Source organism: Pseudoalteromonas sp. KJ63-1 (assembly GCF_055808145.1).
This window is the reverse complement of record NZ_CM147855.1, coordinates 3,252,609-3,270,400: the sequence shown is the minus strand read 5'-3', so window position 1 is coordinate 3,270,400 and position 17,792 is coordinate 3,252,609. Positions and strand designations below refer to the sequence as shown.

The following is a 17,792-nucleotide window of genomic DNA, read 5'->3' as shown; positions in this document are numbered from 1 at the left end:
AAATTAATGGAGACACTATGTGTGGAATCGTTGGGGCTGTTGCAGAACGTCCAGTAAATAAAATCTTAATTGAAGGCCTTAAGCGTCTTGAGTACCGTGGTTATGACTCAGCAGGTGTAGCTTTACTTGAAGGTAATACACTTAATACAGTTAAAGCAGTTGGTAAGGTTGTAAACTTAGAGTCAGCACTTGAAAAAGCTGGTGTTAGCGGCCACACAGGTATTGCACACACTCGTTGGGCGACTCATGGCGGTGTAACTGAAGCCAATGCTCACCCACATGTTTCAAGCAATCAATTAGCGCTTGTACATAACGGTATTATTGAAAATCACGCAAGTTTGCGTGCAGCACTTAAAGGCGACGGTTACGAGTTTTTATCAGATACCGACACCGAAGTAATGGTGCATTTAATTCATCAGTTACGCCAGCAGCACACTACTTTATTAGCGTCAGTTCAAGCAGCTGTTAAACAGTTTGAAGGCGCATTTGGTACCGTTGTGTTCGATAAAGCGAATGATAACGAAATTATTGTAGCGCGCTCAGGTAGCCCGTTAGTTATTGGTTTAGGCCTTGGTGAAAACTTTATTGCCTCTGATCAACTTGCATTATTACCGGTGACTCGCAGCTTTATCTTCTTAGAAGAAGGTGATGTAGCGCGCATTACTCGCGACACAGTAGAAATTTTTGATGCAGATGGCAACGTGGTTGAGCGTGAAGTTGTTGAATCAAACATCACACAAGATGCATCAGGTAAAGGTGATTACCGTCACTTCATGCTAAAAGAAATTTATGAGCAGCCACTTGCAGTACGTAACACTCTTGAAGGACGTTTAAACGACGACCGCGTAGCGATTGATGCCTTTGGCGACAGCGCACAGCAAATATTTAAAGACGTAAAACACGTACAAATTATTGCCTGTGGTACGTCATACCACTCAGGTATGGTTGCTCGTTACTGGCTTGAGCAATTTGCAGGTGTTAGCTGTAACGTAGAAATTGCTTCTGAGTTCCGTTACCGTCAATCGTTTGTACACGAAAATAGTCTGCTAGTAACAATTTCACAGTCAGGTGAAACGGCTGATACTTTAGCTGCACTGCGTTTAGCCAAAGAGCAAGGCTACATGGGGTCAATGACTATTTGTAACGTACCTGGCTCATCGCTTGTACGCGAATCAGACCTTGCCTTTATGACTAAAGCCGGTGCTGAAATTGGCGTTGCCTCTACTAAAGCATTTACTACACAGCTTGTTGGTTTGTTAATGCTTACTGCGTCTATTGCGCAAGAGAAAGGGCTAGATCAAAGTACGATTGTTAACGCTATTAAATTGCTTCCAGCTAAATTAGAAGAGACGCTACTATTGGCTGATGGCATTGCAGACCTTGCAGAAGAGTTTGCTGATAAGCACCACTCACTGTTTTTAGGTCGCGGCTCACAATACCCAATTGCAATGGAAGGCGCACTTAAGCTTAAAGAGATTTCATACATTCACGCAGAAGCCTATGCAGCAGGTGAGCTTAAACACGGCCCATTAGCACTGATTGATGCCGACATGCCAATTATTGTTGTAGCACCAAACAACGAGCTGCTTGAAAAGCTTAAATCAAACGTAGAAGAAGTACGTGCACGTGGCGGCATCATATATGTATTCGCTGATAAAGATTCACACTTTGAGTCAGACGACACAATGCGTGTAATCAACGTAAACCACGTAGACGACGTAATTGCTCCTGTTGTATATACAATTCCACTACAGTTGCTGTCGTACTATGTAGCGGTCATTAAAGGCACTGACGTTGACCAACCACGTAACTTAGCAAAATCGGTTACAGTTGAGTAAAATCAAAAGCTTATAGGTTTTGATTAATGTTAAAAAAGCGCTCAATGCGCTTTTTTTGTGCCTAAAATTCTGTTAGCTTAGGTAACTTATTATTCTCTAAGGGATTAGTCATGCGCTTATTAACCGTTATTTGTTTTGTTAGCTTTTTTGCTTTTAGTTCACAAAGTGCCTTTGCACAATCTGGCACTAAAGAGCAAAGTACAGATTACTCTCAGTACACACATACTATTAAATCGGTTGTTTTAAACGAAGAACGCACAGTTGTTGTGCAATTGCCTAAAAGCTACCAAGCTCAGCCAAATAAGGTATATCCTGTTATATATCGCTTAGATGGAGCGGGTAATATATCGCTTGCTAGTGCTGTTATTGAGCGCTTACAAAATGATAATCGTGCGCCTGAGGTTATTATTGTCGCTATTGAAAACACTAATCGACTTAGAGATATGTATCCTACAGTGAATAAAGAGCCACAAGGGCCTGTCGGTGAAGGGGGCGGCGCGGCAAAGTTTTTAGCGTTCTTTGAACAAGAGCTCATTCCTTTAGTAAATAAGAACTATCGCACGCATGACTATAAAGTGATTGCTGGCGCATCTGCTGGTGGTGTATTTGCGCTATACGCGTTGCAGGCAAATCCCGAACTATTTCAAGCGCATATTGCGTATAGCCCTGCGGTTTGGTGGAACTATGGCGCAATGGTAAAAAGCACAAAATCGTTTATAACTAAAAACAAAGAGCTTAACAGTTACGTTTATATCAATATCGGCGAAGAAGCCGGCATAATGCGAGAAAGGTATGATGAATTACAGCAATCACTGCAATCGCATAAAGCGCGAGGGTTACGCTTTTTTAATGATGCGTTTGATGGCATCTCGCATGGCTTAACCACTGCTGCTGGCGTATTTAATGCCTACTACAACTTATTTTTACCTAAACAAATGCCAATCAGTGCTTTAACTGACGATGTAGCCTCTATTGATGGTTATTACAAAACATTATCTCAACAATGGGGCGAGCAGATATCTCCACCAGACCGTGCTGTTAGATCACTCGGTTATAACCTAACGGGCAGCAAGCAGTTTACCCGTGCTATTGAGGTGTTTAAGTACAATTTAAAAAACCACCCAAAATCAGTTGATGCGCTTTCAGCCTTGTCCTACGGTTATGAAATGCAAGGAGATACTCGCCAAGCGCTTGAACAGATGGAGTCTGCATTAGCCATTGCAGATGACTCATACCCTTATATAAATTACTTAAGAGAAACAAAAGCTAGGTTACAAGCAGAACTTAGCAAGAACTAATAATATTGCCAACTTAGTTGTTGGCTTTTTATGAAAGCCTCTTTAGGTTTGAAGCGCTTACGGTGACAGTTAAATTAATTAAAAGAGTAGGACTTAAGATAAAAATATTGATTTTTAACGTGATTAAAGCCTTACCAAACAAATTAGAAGAAGCAATATTACTTGCTGATGGTATTGAAGACTAAGAAGAGTTTACTGGTAAATACTCATACTGTGAGTCAGATGGCCATGCGTGTAAACCATGTGATTGCCTCTATTGTATATACAATTCCACTACAGTTACTGTCGCACTATAAAGCGGAAATGAAAGCACAGATGTTGGCGAACCATGCAATTTGGCAAAGTCGGCCTAAAAATTTTAAAATCAATAGGCGACAGGTTTGATGTGAAAGGCGCTTTGTGCGCCTTTTTAATATGCGCGATTACCTAAATCATAAGCAAAGTAGCCATAGGCAATTACGAACATTAAACCTATAAATGATATATGCATTACGCGAGCTAAAATTAGATCGACAGGTCTGGCGTGTCGCAAAATGGCTTCATCATTAACAACCGTCGCTTTTGCGGGTTTTTGCCGCCTTATTACTTTGCTATACATGCTCACTCTTATGCCCAGCCCTTTATCCCAAAGTGGTTCATGTATCCCTTCCTCGCGCATTTTTTTCTCAATATGTTTCATTGAAATACGAGTAAAACATAAAGTTGAAATTAGATAGCTAATTATTATTGGTAAAGATATAAATAAAAAAATCTTTTCAGGAATCACATACATGGTTTAAAACCAATTCATATCAGAGAAGTAAGCATATATTAAGGTACAAGTGATTTTCTGTAGCATAAAACCTTCTGCCTATAATTTCGTCATGAAATTAATAAGCGCGCTCACCTAAGTCATATGCAAAATAACCATATACAGCTAGGGTCATCATAATTACGAAAGAGTAATGCATTGTGCGAGCTAAAATTAAATCGATAGGTCTGGCGTGTCGTAAAATTGCTTCGTCATTAACAACCGTCGCCTTTGCGGGTTTTTGCCGCCTTATTACTTTGCCATACATGCTCACTCTTATGCCCAGTCCTTTATCCCAAAGTGGCTCATGTATCCCTTCCTCACGCATTTTCTTCTCTATGTGTTTCATTGAAATACGAGTGAAGCACAAAGCTGAAATAAGAAAAGCAATTATAAATGGCCCAGTTATTATCCAGTAAAAAGTTTCAGGCATAAGATACATAGCTTAAAACCAGCTTATATTAGAGCTAAGGTCATAAACTAGACCTGAGAAACCCTTTCCAACAGCATCACCAACTTTACCTGCAGCATAACCAGCCCCCAAGCCTACACCTATAAGAATTACCCAGCCAACTGGACCCATTGCAATTGCTATCCCATACCCCTGTGGTTATAGTCGTACCGCCAACATATGCTCCTGCAGCTGTCCCTAAACCAAAACCTGTAGCTTCCCTGACTGCACTGCGCTGCCAGTCTTTACCTGCTTTGTAATCGTCATAAACGCTATCAGCTCGAAGACCAGCATCAATCGCAATGACAAACTTTCCTGCAATGTTGGATCCTTGCTCTAATTTACGTAAGTGCTGTATGTTAGCTAAAGAAGTTAATTGCAAGGGAGCTGAACTTCTTGCGCTTCTTGCTGTATCTATGCCTCGCTGCGCATTAGACCAGATATTACCCCGTGCAGATGCTTTCACTTTGCCTTTGAATTTAACCATTTCTCTTTTAAATACAGTGTTTAACTCTAGATGGGCTTGCTTTGCTTTGTTACCTAGTTTGATTAATTCTAATTTAGGCTGCTTGTTCTGCGATGCTTTTCTAATTTCAATTAAGCTAGTTTGGTATTTTAGAATCGCTTTTCCAAATGTACTTAATCTCACTTGGCTTGACTCTAATGAGGTAAGTGCTGCGCCAGTGGCAGTCAAGGTATCAAGATTTCTTCCAAGAACTTGTTGACTCGTTAAACCTCTTACTTTATCAACATATGGAGATATTTCCGCATCGTATAGCGCGGCAATAGCCAAAGCATCTTCATCACCGAAGTTGTTTACTATAGTACTGACATTTCTCTTTGTATGCTCAGGCTAAGACACCGTATTATCAAGTGCACAAGCTATATCTGGACGAGAGCGCCTGAAATCACTTTAATTGCTCTAAGTCATTACTGTTAAAAGGTAAACTTGCTCGACTTTTCGTATTGAAACATAAATCAAATTGAGACATGACATTTCCTTGTATCTAAAATTAATCCATCAGGCCGCAAAAATAACACACTTGAAATGCTGAAATCAATAATACAGCGTGTTCAGCTATTATTTGTAATGATTGATGTATGTGAAAAATAGTATTAATGCAAAGTGATATTCAGTGAATCATCGTTTAATAAAAAACAAGATGCATTTTATTTAAATCACTAACCTCTACTTAATAGCTGCTAAATACGCTAAAATTACAGGCTATTTTTAGCAATGAGCCCGCACCTTTTATGACCTCAGCCGCAAATCCTAGTAATTTCAACGAACTTGGCCTTATTCCAGAGCTAATTGCTCGTTTGTCTGATCTTGAATACTCGCAACCTACGCCGATTCAGGCAAAAGCAATTCCAAGTATCTTGGCGGGGAGTGACTTAATTGCGGGGGCAAATACCGGCTCAGGTAAAACAGCAACTTTTGCTTTGCCGATGCTACAAACGCTATTTTTAGCAAAAGGCGCGAATAAAACGCCGAGCAAAGGTAACTTTGTATCAGGGCTTATTTTGGTACCTACTCGCGAGCTGGCAGTGCAGGTAGCCGATAGTGTTAAATCGTATTCTGCTAATTTTAATGGCGCCATTAAAACGGTGGCGGTATTTGGTGGTGTGTCGGTTAATACCCAGATGCAAGCACTTCGCGGCGGTGCTGATATCATTGTTGCAACGCCAGGGCGTTTACTCGATTTAATCTCAAGCAATGCGATTAAGCTCGATAAAGTAACAACCTTAGTGCTTGATGAAGCTGACCGCATGTTAAGCCTTGGCTTTACTGAAGAGCTTGCTGAGCTATTAGCGCTTATGCCTGCTAAAAAACAAACCATGTTGTTTTCAGCGACTTTCCCAGAGCAAGTCACACAATTAACGCAAGAGCTGTTAACTAACCCTGTTGAAATACAAGTTCAAAGTAAAGACGAAAGCACCTTAGTACAGCGTGTATTTACGGTTAATAAAGGCGAAAAAACCACGGTTTTAGCGCATTTAATTAAAGCGCATAAATGGCGCCAAGCACTTATTTTTGTAAACGCTAAAAAAGACTGTGAGCACTTAGCAGGCAAGCTTGAAAAGCGTGGTATTAACGCACAGGTATTTCATGGTGATAAAGGTCAAAGTGAGCGTACTCGCGTAATTGAAAAATTTAAAGCTGGGGAAATAGAAGTACTAATTGCTACCGATATTGCAGCCCGTGGTTTAGATATTGAAAAGCTACCAGTAGTAATTAACTTTAACTTACCGCGTAGCCCAGCTGATTATATGCACCGTATTGGCCGAAGCGGCCGTGCTGGTGAAGTAGGTTTAGCGCTATCACTGATTGATTATGAAGACTTCCATCACTTTAGAATTATCGAAAAGAAAAACAAACTTCGCTTAGAGCGCGAAGAGGTAGCAGGTTTTGCTGTAAACCAAGCCAACCTTGATGCGGCTGAGGCGCTAAAAAACGACAAGCCAATGGCCAAGCCAGAAGGTACAGGTAAGAAAAAGAAGAAAAAAGCCAACCAAGAAGATGATGTATGGAGCGGCTGGCGCCGGAAATAAAACTATTTTATGGCAATAGGAAAAAAAGACGCGATGGCGTCTTTTTTGTTAAGCTTATAAAACTTAGATAACGCTTAACTCAGCGCGTACTTTTTCTCAAATTCAGCCACTTGCTGCAAAACCTCATCAACACTCTCTTGCAATTCACCGCCCATTTTAGTGAGCTCATGGGGGAAGTCATCTTGCATCAAGGTCATCAAGGCATACCAAACAGGTTTGCATTTATCTTTTAAGGCGTGTTTAGGTAGCTCTAATAGCTTTTTTGTTTTATAAAGCTGTTTTTTGGCCATAAGTAACGTTAAGTAAAGCGTAATGTCATAATCACTGTGCTCTCCATCCATATCTAACCATTGTAAAAATAATTCAAGACTTTGTGATAGGTTTTCCCCCCAAAGTAAAATGGTAGTTAGAGTATGAGCGCTATAATAATCAGGCTTTCGTTCATAACCAATTCTAGCTAGTGATAATGCCTCTTTAAAATTACTGCCTAGTTCAAAATGAAGCCAAGCTAATTGATTTATAGCATCGACAACTCCAGCATCAATAGCTTTGATAAAACTGGCTTTAGCCTTATCAGTTTTTCTTTGTTTTAGGTATAAGCCACCTAAATTAAGTAACGCATCATGATCACCATTTTCAGCAGCTTTCACATAATAAATCTCTGCTTTATCAAGTTTATTTTGCATTAAATAAAAGGTGCCTAAGTTAAATAGAGCATCTAGAATGCCACTTTCAGCTGCTTGTAAGTAATAACTCTCAGCTTCTTCAAGATTACCTTGCTCTCGGCTGGCATTACCTAAATTAAGTAATGCATCGTTATCACCATTTTCAGCTGCTCTTAAAAAGTAATCCCTAGCTTTACTTAGTTTTCCTTGTTTGCTATAAAAAAGACCTAAGTCAAATAGTGCATCGTTATTACCATTTTCAGCTGCTTTCAAAAAACAATCTACAGCTTGATCGAGTTGCCCTTGTTCTTGGTATAGATATCCTAAAGAAAGTAGGGCTATTGAATGCCCACTCTCGAAGGCTTTTAGGTAGCAAGTTATGGCTTTTTCAAATGAGTCACTTTCACGATACAGTTCGCCTAAACTCAGGTATGCTTCACTCTCGCCAAGTTCGCTAGCTTTGATTAAGTAGCTTTCTGATTGTTCAAATCTACCTTGCTGTTTGTAGATGTTTCCTAAATTAAATAAAGCATTTATATCGTTACTCTTAGCAGCTATCAAATAGTACTTTTCTGCCTCATCAAGGCGCTCTTCTCTATGGTACAGAAGGGCTAAACCAAATATAGCATGGCTAGCCCCACGTTCTATAGATTGTAAATAATAACGCTCAGCTTTATTAAAGTTCCCATCGTTTGCATATAAATACCCTGTAAAAAATAAAATTTCAGCGCTATTTTTTTGTGAGGTTATTAGTAGCTTAATTGCTTCATCAGTCTTTTTTTCACTATATAGTTGCTGTGCCTCGATAATTATTTCTTTATCTGACGCAGAAAGCTCATTAACGAAACTAGAATTTTTTGAAGTTAAATAGGCTTTCGTGCTTTCCTTCATTTCATGCTCAGTGTTTATATCTAAACCAGCATAGCTGAGCGCTTCACACATATGGTAAACGTAGGAGTCTTGCATTTTTCCGTTGCGGATAGCGGTCATAAAGTTTTTGGCTCTGCGCTCAAGATCTTCAGGGTTACACCACGATGTTAAAAAGTTAACTAACCACTCGACTTTTTGACGATCTTTTTTACGACCAAAGCGCATTAAATACCAAATATTAAAAAACCGTTCTTCAATTTTATAAATCTTATTTTTACCTATAGAAATAGATTCTACGATGCCGTATTTAGTTTCTAATTGCTTAAGCTGAGCCGATACGGTTTTACTTTCTAAGCGGGTTTTTTTAGCAATATCTTTAGTGCTAATGCCATCCCAGTTCATCGCGATGGTGTGCGTTATATCTTGTAACGTCTCAGGCAGGTCGTCCATGCGGTGTTTATATAATGGGGTAGCATCATCGAGTATTTTTAATAAATCATCAAAAGCATTACCGCCATCATCTACAAAAATATCAAATAGCATCACTATTGTTCTTGGTACACCCCCGGTTAACCGGCGTAAAGTTTCGATGCGTTCAGGCGTGCTTTTAATGATGAGAGCTATTTTTTTCTTTTGTTGTTCATCGCCCATGCTGGCAAGAAAATCAAAACACTCTTGTTTATTTAAGCCGATGAGTTTAATTATTTTGAAAAATTCGTAAAACGGTTTTCCGTAGTCAAAATGCTGCTCTAGCATTTTTGTTGAGCCACCAACGATTTTGAGTGTTGGCGATGTGAGGAGTATTTCTCTGAGCTTGCGTTGCTCTTTTTCTTTTAATTTACCTAGTAGCTCGTCAATGTTGTCTATCAACAATAATAGTTTTTTATTTTTCACTTTTACTGTTTTTTCTAAGTATGAAAAGCTTTTTAGTTCGTAATCGGCATCGTCAAAATGGTTTTCCATATCATCATGTATACAAGCAAAGTCATCTTCAGCTGTGCATTGTAAGTAATCAGCAATTTCTTCCCATAAACGGCTAAGTGAACGAATTTGATACTGCTCTTCCGAGAATTTTATTGGGATTAAAAAGTCAGCTAGCGTTGACTCAGCTTGTACTGCGAGTTTTATTTTTCTTAATAGGGTTGTTTTCCCCTGCCCCCGCTGGCCAACAATTATAAAGTGTTGGCCTGGAACTGTGTAATCACTGCTTTTAATGTCATCAAAAACATCGTCAAAATCATGATTGCGCACAACAAACTTAGCTAAAAATTCTTTTTCATCAATTTCATCGGGCGTGTATTTATAGCGTGAGTAATTAGTTTGCGACATTTTTGTTCCACCACATTCTTAAGATCGGAGAGTTAAATTGATAGGTTTTATTGTCGTCGTTGTTATTAATGTAGCCATCGTATATTAATGAATGCAGACAATCTTTTGCTTCATTGTCGTTTAAGTCATGTTTACTGGCAACATCCATAATATCGAGCAAGTTAATCTCTTTTTTGTTCGAAATAGCATTCAGTACTTCTTTACAAAATAAATACTCATTGTTGCCTAATGCGGTTTTGAGTTTACTTTGCCAGCTCTCAAAATGATTACGGTTATCTAATGCATTATGAATTGCTTGATCAATAACAGCTTGATCAATATTTTGATCTCTACGGTAGATTTTTTTAATTTCTTGGGTAATGAGCTGGATATAAAACGGGATAAGCCAATGTATGGTATTAAGTAAATAATTAATATCAGTTTTGTTGATTTTAATGTCTGCACTTTGAAACAGTGCGATAGTAAACTGCTCTGCTTCAGGGAAAGTTAAAGGCGGGACTTTTATATTGTTTAAATCGTTAATATGTTTAATTGCGTCAATTTTGGATACTACGCTTTCTAGACCTATTGAGCCTGCATAGATAAAGGTCACTTTTTGTGAAAACTTCTGATCTTGCCTTAATTCTCTATGGGCTTTTAGTAAGCTAATAGCGTTTTTAGGCTCTTCGTACTTTATTATGTTTTCAATGGTTTGCGCAAACTCATCAATCATAATAATGAGCTTTTTATCATGATCTAAATCTTTAATTAATCTGTGAAAAGCCTGCTTGTGATCTAGCATTTTGCCATCACCAAACTCAACGCCATCCATAGTTATCGAAGCTATTTTTATGCTTTTAATTTTATCCCAGAAGTTTTTAGTTTTTGTTTTTAGGCTAGCAATAAAGTCTTCTTCCATTAGCGCATTAAAAACCTTTGACCAAAATTCGGCTTCAGAATCAGCAGACTCTGTATCAATATAAATGGGGATATAATTTGCTTTAGGTTCATCAACTATTTTATACATTATTGATGTTTACCTACACGGCGAGGAGCGCAAAGGAGAATATGGCTACCGTTATCTATTGCTTCCCATATGTCCTCTAGTTCATAGGGTCTATTCCAAAAGTTTGTACTTCTCGCAGCTTGACCAACAATGTTTTTCATAGCACACCTCGTGACAAATTATATTTTGTTAGATTAGTTGGCAAATTATAATTTGTCAAACTTAATGGCAAATTATAATTTGTTATTTTTTAAATTAGAGGAATCGTTTTTAAACGTATATTTGAGAAGATATAAAAAAACCCGTGATTAGAAATCTAATTACGGGTTTTTTCATTTTGTGGCTTTAGCCCAAAACTTTAACTGGTCAATACACTATAAACCTAGTGTTCGTGAGCGTGCTCTTCCTCTTGTGCAATACCTAACCAAGTGATTGCAGCTGGTGGGAATGTTAGCTCTAGTTCACCTTCAATTTCTAAGTCTTCTAGGTGTACTTGCACAACGTGTTGGGCTATTGGGTCGGCTACGTAAGCGAACTGACCGTTTTGCGCCACTGTCATACTAAACTTCATGCCTTCAGGCATGGTTGTTACGTCTTCTTGCGTGATATCAACTTGGCCTGCTAGTTCCCAGTGCATTTCGCTGTCGTGCGCATGTGCCTCAAGTACGTTTAAAAAGCCTAGGCTGTCTAAAACTAAGAAGTGTTCACCATTCGCAGAGAAAGAGTAAGAAATAGCACTTGCGCCATCGGCTAGTTGCCATTCTAATTCTTCCATTTCAGCTTTTGCAGGATTTATACTCACAATCACAGCAGAGCCGCCACCGTGACCAGACGCTACGCCAATAAAGGCCTCGCTATCTTCGTGGCCATAAATACTACCAATACGTAAATCGCCAACGGCTGCAATGTTCGCTATTTTTTCAGCTTCGTACTCGTCGTCGTGTTGATGAGCTAGTAACACGCCATCGCTACAACCAAATGCTACATAGTCGTGGTTTTGTGCCGCGCCGTGTAAATCAGGGCAAGTAAGCTCTAAAGTTTGTTCAAGCTCATATTCACCATCATGGAAATGATAAACACCTACCTGATCCGGAAGGATTTTAGCGGCAGATGTACTCTCGGTATCATCGCGACGAATGGTCGCTAATAGATGCTCTCCACGAGGCTCTGCTACACCGTGCATATTAATATTGTAGCTAATACCTGGAAGGTTATCTGTTGCGTTTGTGATGTCGTTACCTGTTAATACTTCAACAGAGGCAACCGTGCCAGAGTCTGCATCACCATCATAAAAAACAGCTAATTGGCCGTCATGTTTTACAAGGTGAGTAGGGCGGCTGCCACTTGTTAGCTCATAACTGCTAGCCGCTGGGCTTTGCTCGTAGTCATGTAAATGTGCGCCGTGGTCTTCACGCCATAAACCACCATCAATAAAGCCGAGGTAATCTTGAGCGCGGCTAGCAATCACTGCATAACGAAAATCAGGTGACGACGATAGCGTATTTGAATCATTAGTAAGAGTGAATGTATCAAGAAGCTCATTGTCGTCTAAGTCGAAAAAGTTCGCTTCGTTGCTATCGCCAGCAAGTACCGCAAGCCTACCTAATGAATCAATAGTGTATTCATCACCATGGTCGTCACCCTCGCCATGATCGTGGCCGTCATCAGGCACTTCTATTGGGTCTTTTTCAACAATATTTGTTTCTGCATCACCACAAGCGGTGATTAATGTGCTGCTTATTGCCAGTGCAATTAGTTTCAATTTGAATAGTTTAGTCATGTTTATTTCCTTTATTTATAATTTTTTAGCGCTTAAAAATAACCGCGAACACCTAACGCAAAACTACGTCCTGGACGTGGTGCTATATCCTTTAAAAATGAGCTATGCACGCGCGCTTCTGTGTCTGTTAAGTTAGTGCCTCGTAGGTACACAGACACATCTTGATTTAGCACTGATAAGTCATATGAAACGCTGGCATCAAGCATGGTGTAGCCATTTGTAGCTGTTTCTTCTGGTGCTGTGCGGTCTTGCTCTTGATAGCGAGTTATGTGAAGGTGCGCACTCAGCTTTTCTGTTTGATAGCTAAACTCAGTACCGAATCGCAATGGTGGTGTGCGGGGTAAATCGCCACCATCTTTAAGGCGGGCGCGAACGTAATCTGAGAATAAATCTACTTTAAATTCATCGGTTAACTGCCATGCAACTTGTGCTTCAAAACCATGTAAAACGACGTCATCTGTTTTGAATAAATAAACAGGCAGCTCAGATGAGTGATCGTGTTCATCACTGTGGTCATGTTCGTCGCCGTGATCGTGCTCATCACCATGGTCATGGCCACTTTCAGCGTATAAGCCCGTGTTTATTTGGTAATAATAGTTATCTACTTGGTTATAAAAAGCGTTAAAAATGAAACCGATATCACCTTGGGTTTTACGCAAAGTTAAATCAATATTATTGGCTGTTTCTAGATCAATAACTTGCTCAGATAAACCAAGATGACCATCTTCATGCATATCAAATAGCGCACCAACTTCATAAGTGCCAGTACCAATGTGAGGGCCAAATGATAACAATTCAGAAGCTGAAGGGGCGCGCTCTGAACGAGATACCGATAAGCCCAAGTTGTAACTAGGCGCAAAATCCCACACTACACCAGCAGATAAGCTAACAGGAGTGAACTCGTGTTCTGCGTTGAATACACGAATGATATCGGCGCTTTCTTCGTGAGCGTGTTCTTGACCGTGATCATGATCGTCATGTCCATCTTCATCATCATGTGCGTGAGCATCGATGCTTGGTAATAGCACGTTGTCTGCATCAATTGTTACACGTTCTACACGACCACCTAGTTGCACTAAAAAGTCACCAAAGTGTCTTTCTTCCATCAGTGCTATAGCAAAGCTTTGTGTTTCTGATGGCGGTGTAAATGCTTCTGAGCCTTGTGCTTCAACATCGCTTTGTTTGTAATGAAAACTTAAGCCACCGTTCCATTCCCTAAATTGGTTATGCATTAGGTCAACGCGGAACTCATTGGTTTCATTTTTGAAAATAGTACCCACTGAGCCATGCTCGATTTCAGCATGTTCGTAATCTGTAAAGCCTGCGCGAAGGTTTATTTTATTAAGCCATTTATTATCGAGGTTATACTCGCTTAATAATTGCACCTTAGTTTGCTCTAAGTCAGCATATACGCTTTCTTCTGCGATGCTTTGTTCTTCTTCACCGCCATGGGTATGGCCTGGAATGCCGTATTGACGATTAAATTGCTCAACAGCTATACCAACAAAACCTTGATCAAAAAGGTAGCTAGTACCAAGGGTGAAACCGTCAGATTCTTCATTGCTGTTTGCAACGGTGTAATCGCCACTATGGTCATCATGGGCTAATTCAGCGGCCACGGGTATTTCATAGTCATCGGCTTCACGCCAAAACGCATCGGCATAAAACGCAAAAGAATCGGTTCCTGTAGTGGCGTTAAACGAGGCTACTTTTTGATTATCAACAGAGTTGTGCTCAAGGTTCCATTCGCCGCGAGTCGTGCTGTCGGTAGGCACACGGTTATCAACTACATTGACCACACCACCAATGGCGCCGCTGCCATAAAATAAAGTGGCAGGACCACGTAGTACTTCGATTTGTTTTGCGGTTGACGCCTCTGATGCAACGGAGTGATCAGGGCCAACGCGAGAAACATCACTGACATCAAGGCCGTTTTGAGTAATTAGAACACGCGGCCCGCTTAAGCCACGAATAATCGGTGTACTGGCTACTTTTGCATGAAAGTTAGTATTAACCCCTGGGAGTTTTTCAAGGCTATCGCCAAGTGTTGCTGCTTGCTGACGTCTTAATTGTTCGCCAGATAATACGCTAACGGGAGATGTTGATTCCATTGCCGACATGTGAATAGGCGTTGCTTCAATATCAATTACTTCGATAGGTGAGCGTTCTAAGTTAAAGATAATTGACTGGCTTTTATCATCACTAAATGTGATATCTCGATGCAGATGGGCATAACCAGGGGCGGTAATATGAAGTTCTTTTGAACCACTTTTTAAATCAGTTATTACGAACTTACCGCTTGCATCTGTTACTGCTGTTATATCAAAGCCTTCAACTTCTACCGTTGCGTTGGTCACCACTTTACCTTGGTTGTTTAAAACAACACCTTCGATGGTATTTGCAAGCACACTTGCAGGTAATAAAGCAGCTATCAAAACAGCTAATTGAGATTTTCGTGTCATTTGAATTCCTTTGCGAATGTTATATTGTATCAATTGTGCTTGAAATGTTATATTGTATCAATAGTTAATTAACTAAAAATCATTCAGGGTATACAATTTGGCTATATAACCTATATAAATTCAGTGCTTTAAATCTTTATTGTCATTGTTTAGGTGTTGTTTGTGGGTGAGTTGTTTGTTGTGAAGCAAAAGTTAGTTGTTACATTTATTTATCTCTAGTTAATAAATTTTTAGATAAAACTACAACGGAGGCATTGGCAACAAGGATGGCAAAGTTAAAACGCCAGCTCACTTGGTTAGTGTGGGTAATATGAATAAACAGCAATTTAAAGAGATGGTTGGCTTTGCGATAAAAAGATGTGAAGCCTCTGAAAAAAAATTAACGCCAAAACGTCAGCAGGTATTTGAAATTCTATTGCAAGCAAATAAACCTTTGTCTGCTTATGAGTTAACAGATCAATATAATAAGCAAATAAATACACCGATTTTGGCAATGTCCGTTTATCGGATATTAGGCTTTTTAGAGTCGGTAGGTCTGGTACATAGATTAAAGTTAGAAAATAAGTTTATACCGTGTAGTCACGTTAATGATGATAGAGAGCATCAACTATCGATGTTTTTAATTTGTAGCTCTTGTAATAAAGCAAGTGAGATGAAAGACCTTAATAATTCGGTTAAATCTTTGTTTAAACAGCTTGAAATGAAAGGGTTTGCGCCAACAACTTCGCAACTAGAAATCTCAGGTGTTTGCTTTGGGTGTCAGCAAAGTACCGCTAACAAAATTAAAAAGAAGGATAAAAAATGAAACTGATTCAAACGGCAGCAGACAAATTTGCCATTGGGCTTTCGTTAATGTGCACGGTACATTGTTTTGCAACACCGGTTATTTTAGCGCTGTTGCCAAGCATTGCTGTACTGCAAATAAATGGTGAACAGTTTCATTTATGGATTCTTGCTGCCGTACTACCAACAAGCTTATTAGCTTTGAGCTTAGGCTGTAAAAAGCACAAACGTATACGTTATATGGCGTGTGGAGTTGTTGGTCTAGTCTTTTTGATAACTGCAGTATTATTAGGCCATGAAGTGGCCGAAAAAACCTTCACTGTAATTGGCTCTGCTTTTATCGCGCTAGCGCATTGGTTTAATTACCAACAGTGTTTTAAAAAGCATGACGAAAAATGCCCGTGTTCAGTAGGTGGATCTGACCAAGTAGCCTAGCAATACAAGGGCTCGATTAGGTATTGGGAGTCAATCATTTCAGCTTTTAAGGTTTCTCTATATTTTTGTAGTTAAATAAGGGATATTAAAACTCTTTAATATCCCTTTTCCACTTTACCAATGCTGCAATGAATTCGGGGCCAATACCACAGCAGCCACCAATAATTGTTGCGCCAAGGTTGTGCCATTGCTTGGCAAACGCTACATACTCAGCGGGTGATAAATCGCGGTAACCTTGCGAGCCTTCATTGGCTTTATAGTCGCTGGCTATTGGTGTAAAGCCATTCGCAAAGGCCCCTAAATCAACATTTTTATTCTGCTGTTTTAGCACAGTACTTGTGTCGCGTAGCGCTTGTTCAATGACCTCGGGAATAGAGCAGTTGAAGAATATGCCCGCTATATTATGTTCGAGCAATGCTAAGGTAGCATCGGATACTAATTCACCAGAGCGTAATGTTGCTTGATCGCTTACTTCATCACTTAAGGTAAATGCGAAATAACATGGTTTGTTTGAATTTTTAAGCACCGTTGCCATTACATGAGCTTCTTCAATACTGGAAATAGTTTCGCCAATCCAAATATCTACATATTCATCTTGTGCTTTATATAGGGTATCTAAAATAGTAAATGCGCGTTCACCTTGGAAAAAATCAGCACGGTACGATCCAAATGCGGGTGGCAATGAACCCGCTACTAGCACGTTTTGTTTAGTGTTTTGAGCCGCTTCTTTTGCAATTACAGCGGCTTGCTGTGCAAGTGCTGCGCCTTGCGCTTGATATAATGCTTCACCTAAATGAAAGGGGACACACGCATAGCTATTTACCGTAATAATTTCTGCCCCTGCATTTATAAAAGCTTCATGTGCTTGAGTTACGCATTGCGGTGCTTCTATTAGAGCTTGCGCACTCCAAAGTGGCTGTGAAAACGGCGCGCCCATGCGTTTAAGTTCACGGCCCATGCCGCCATCTAATATTGTTAACCTGTTCATGGTGGACTTCTAAACGTCTAAATATTTAAAGTTATTCAAACATATTTTTTGAAAATTCATAATGAAACTTCATCAGGTTGAGTATGAAAAAAGTTCAACATGCTTTAAACAGGCACAAAAAAAGCGACTACCCAGTGAGGTGTCGCTGTTCTTTTTATAAGTAAGCTATTACTTATAAAACGCTTCTACAGTGCCTTTTACTTTCATAAGTAATGGCTGACCGCGACGGTCTAGCGCTTTAGGCGCTGCTACTTTAATCCAACCTTCGCTGATGCAGTATTCTTCAACGTCAAAACGCTCTTTACCGTTAAGAGTAATACCGATTTCATGTTCAAATACTTCTTCTACATAAAATTTGCTACGTGGGTTAATAGACAGTTGATTAGGTAATTCTGGTTTGTTTGTATCAGTCATAATAGTGATCTGCGTTGAATTAATTATGCGCTATTGTAGGCAATAGCAGGCTTATGCTCAAGCAAGAGATCAATAAACTAAGCGGCTTTATTATATTTATATTGTGATGTGCTTTTATAGGGCTGTTACATATATTATGAGAAGGGTTAAG

General features: G+C 39.6%; 15 protein-coding genes. 6 read left to right on the top strand and 9 right to left on the bottom strand.

The annotated features are described in order from the left end of the window. Positions 1-17: 17 nt before the first annotated feature. From glmS to AC0L7Q_RS15550, 3 genes are all read left to right on the top strand, one after another. Positions 18-1,838: a glutamine--fructose-6-phosphate transaminase (isomerizing) gene (gene glmS, locus AC0L7Q_RS15560; RefSeq protein ID WP_413400995.1), complete on the top strand. Its 1,821-nt coding sequence runs from the start codon at positions 18-20 to the stop codon at positions 1,836-1,838. A 110-nt stretch (positions 1,839-1,948) separates the two neighbouring features. Then, positions 1,949-3,136, top strand: a complete 1,188-nt coding sequence (locus AC0L7Q_RS15555; protein WP_413400994.1) for an alpha/beta hydrolase-fold protein — start codon at positions 1,949-1,951, stop codon at positions 3,134-3,136. Between the two features lie 62 nt (positions 3,137-3,198). After that, entirely contained in the window at positions 3,199-3,321 is a 123-nt protein-coding gene (locus AC0L7Q_RS15550; protein ID WP_283235062.1) for a hypothetical protein, read from the top strand. A 224-nt stretch (positions 3,322-3,545) separates the two neighbouring features. Here AC0L7Q_RS15550 and AC0L7Q_RS15545 read toward each other — a convergent pair whose 3' ends face one another. The 3 genes from AC0L7Q_RS15545 to AC0L7Q_RS15535 all read right to left on the bottom strand — a co-directional run bounded on the left by AC0L7Q_RS15545 (position 3,546) and on the right by AC0L7Q_RS15535 (position 5,170). Next, entirely contained in the window at positions 3,546-3,908 is a 363-nt protein-coding gene (locus AC0L7Q_RS15545; protein WP_409424231.1) for a hypothetical protein, read from the bottom strand. A 97-nt stretch (positions 3,909-4,005) separates the two neighbouring features. Next, a complete protein-coding gene (locus tag AC0L7Q_RS15540; RefSeq protein WP_147154738.1) occupies positions 4,006-4,359 on the bottom strand; it encodes a hypothetical protein in 354 nt (117 codons plus the stop codon). A gap of 85 nt (positions 4,360-4,444) precedes the next feature. Further along, complete coding sequence (locus tag AC0L7Q_RS15535) at positions 4,445-5,170, bottom strand: hypothetical protein (protein ID WP_409424230.1); 726 nt, start codon at positions 5,168-5,170, stop codon at positions 4,445-4,447. A 461-nt stretch (positions 5,171-5,631) separates the two neighbouring features. Between AC0L7Q_RS15535 and AC0L7Q_RS15530 the strand changes: the two genes are divergently transcribed. Continuing rightward, complete coding sequence (locus AC0L7Q_RS15530) at positions 5,632-6,930, top strand: DEAD/DEAH box helicase (protein WP_413400993.1); 1,299 nt, start codon at positions 5,632-5,634, stop codon at positions 6,928-6,930. Positions 6,931-7,004: 74 nt separating this feature from the next. Here AC0L7Q_RS15530 and AC0L7Q_RS15525 read toward each other — a convergent pair whose 3' ends face one another. The 4 genes from AC0L7Q_RS15525 to AC0L7Q_RS15510 form a co-directional block, all read right to left on the bottom strand. Then, entirely contained in the window at positions 7,005-9,794 is a 2,790-nt protein-coding gene (locus AC0L7Q_RS15525; RefSeq protein ID WP_409424228.1) for a tetratricopeptide repeat protein, read from the bottom strand. Beyond that, complete coding sequence (locus AC0L7Q_RS15520) at positions 9,781-10,800, bottom strand: ATP-binding protein (protein ID WP_409424227.1); 1,020 nt, start codon at positions 10,798-10,800, stop codon at positions 9,781-9,783. The genes AC0L7Q_RS15525 and AC0L7Q_RS15520 overlap by 14 nt, the downstream gene beginning before the upstream one ends. 361 nt (positions 10,801-11,161) lie before the next feature. Then, on the bottom strand, positions 11,162-12,559 hold the full coding sequence (locus tag AC0L7Q_RS15515; protein WP_413400992.1) for a 5-methyltetrahydrofolate--homocysteine methyltransferase: 1,398 nt from the start codon (positions 12,557-12,559) through the stop codon (positions 11,162-11,164). Between the two features lie 32 nt (positions 12,560-12,591). After that, complete coding sequence (locus AC0L7Q_RS15510; RefSeq protein ID WP_413400991.1) at positions 12,592-15,021, bottom strand: TonB-dependent receptor; 2,430 nt, start codon at positions 15,019-15,021, stop codon at positions 12,592-12,594. A gap of 310 nt (positions 15,022-15,331) precedes the next feature. Here AC0L7Q_RS15510 and AC0L7Q_RS15505 point away from each other — a divergent pair, with 310 nt between their 5' ends. After that, positions 15,332-15,826, top strand: coding sequence for a Fur family transcriptional regulator (locus tag AC0L7Q_RS15505; protein WP_409424224.1), 495 nt, complete (start codon positions 15,332-15,334; stop codon positions 15,824-15,826). Continuing rightward, positions 15,823-16,239, top strand: coding sequence for a MerC domain-containing protein (locus tag AC0L7Q_RS15500; protein ID WP_413400990.1), 417 nt, complete (start codon positions 15,823-15,825; stop codon positions 16,237-16,239). The genes AC0L7Q_RS15505 and AC0L7Q_RS15500 overlap by 4 nt, the downstream gene beginning before the upstream one ends. An 85-nt stretch (positions 16,240-16,324) precedes the next feature. Here the strand turns inward: AC0L7Q_RS15500 and AC0L7Q_RS15495 are convergent, their stop codons facing one another. Together AC0L7Q_RS15495 and AC0L7Q_RS15490 are read right to left on the bottom strand one after the other, a co-directional pair. Next, complete coding sequence (locus tag AC0L7Q_RS15495; RefSeq protein WP_413400989.1) at positions 16,325-17,227, bottom strand: homocysteine S-methyltransferase family protein; 903 nt, start codon at positions 17,225-17,227, stop codon at positions 16,325-16,327. Between the two features lie 168 nt (positions 17,228-17,395). Continuing rightward, positions 17,396-17,641, bottom strand: coding sequence for a DUF3297 family protein (locus tag AC0L7Q_RS15490; protein WP_008112798.1), 246 nt, complete (start codon positions 17,639-17,641; stop codon positions 17,396-17,398). Positions 17,642-17,792 lie beyond the last annotated feature (151 nt).

Excerpts from the sequence above, each read along its gene's own strand:
- AC0L7Q_RS15500 (WP_413400990.1), top strand. The coding sequence starts at position 15,823 with ATGAAACTGATTCAAACGGCAGCAGACAAATTTGCCATTGGGCTTTCG.
- AC0L7Q_RS15515 (WP_413400992.1), bottom strand. The coding sequence starts at position 12,559 with ATGACTAAACTATTCAAATTGAAACTAATTGCACTGGCAATAAGCAGC.
- glmS (WP_413400995.1), top strand. The coding sequence starts at position 18 with ATGTGTGGAATCGTTGGGGCTGTTGCAGAACGTCCAGTAAATAAAATC.
- AC0L7Q_RS15555 (WP_413400994.1), top strand. The coding sequence starts at position 1,949 with ATGCGCTTATTAACCGTTATTTGTTTTGTTAGCTTTTTTGCTTTTAGT.
- AC0L7Q_RS15505 (WP_409424224.1), top strand. The coding sequence starts at position 15,332 with ATGAATAAACAGCAATTTAAAGAGATGGTTGGCTTTGCGATAAAAAGA.
- AC0L7Q_RS15490 (WP_008112798.1), bottom strand. The coding sequence starts at position 17,641 with ATGACTGATACAAACAAACCAGAATTACCTAATCAACTGTCTATTAAC.
- AC0L7Q_RS15520 (WP_409424227.1), bottom strand. The coding sequence starts at position 10,800 with ATGTATAAAATAGTTGATGAACCTAAAGCAAATTATATCCCCATTTAT.
- AC0L7Q_RS15525 (WP_409424228.1), bottom strand. The coding sequence starts at position 9,794 with ATGTCGCAAACTAATTACTCACGCTATAAATACACGCCCGATGAAATT.
- AC0L7Q_RS15510 (WP_413400991.1), bottom strand. The coding sequence starts at position 15,021 with ATGACACGAAAATCTCAATTAGCTGTTTTGATAGCTGCTTTATTACCT.
- AC0L7Q_RS15540 (WP_147154738.1), bottom strand. The coding sequence starts at position 4,359 with ATGCCTGAAACTTTTTACTGGATAATAACTGGGCCATTTATAATTGCT.
- AC0L7Q_RS15545 (WP_409424231.1), bottom strand. The coding sequence starts at position 3,908 with ATGTATGTGATTCCTGAAAAGATTTTTTTATTTATATCTTTACCAATA.
- AC0L7Q_RS15530 (WP_413400993.1), top strand. The coding sequence starts at position 5,632 with ATGACCTCAGCCGCAAATCCTAGTAATTTCAACGAACTTGGCCTTATT.
- AC0L7Q_RS15495 (WP_413400989.1), bottom strand. The coding sequence starts at position 17,227 with ATGAACAGGTTAACAATATTAGATGGCGGCATGGGCCGTGAACTTAAA.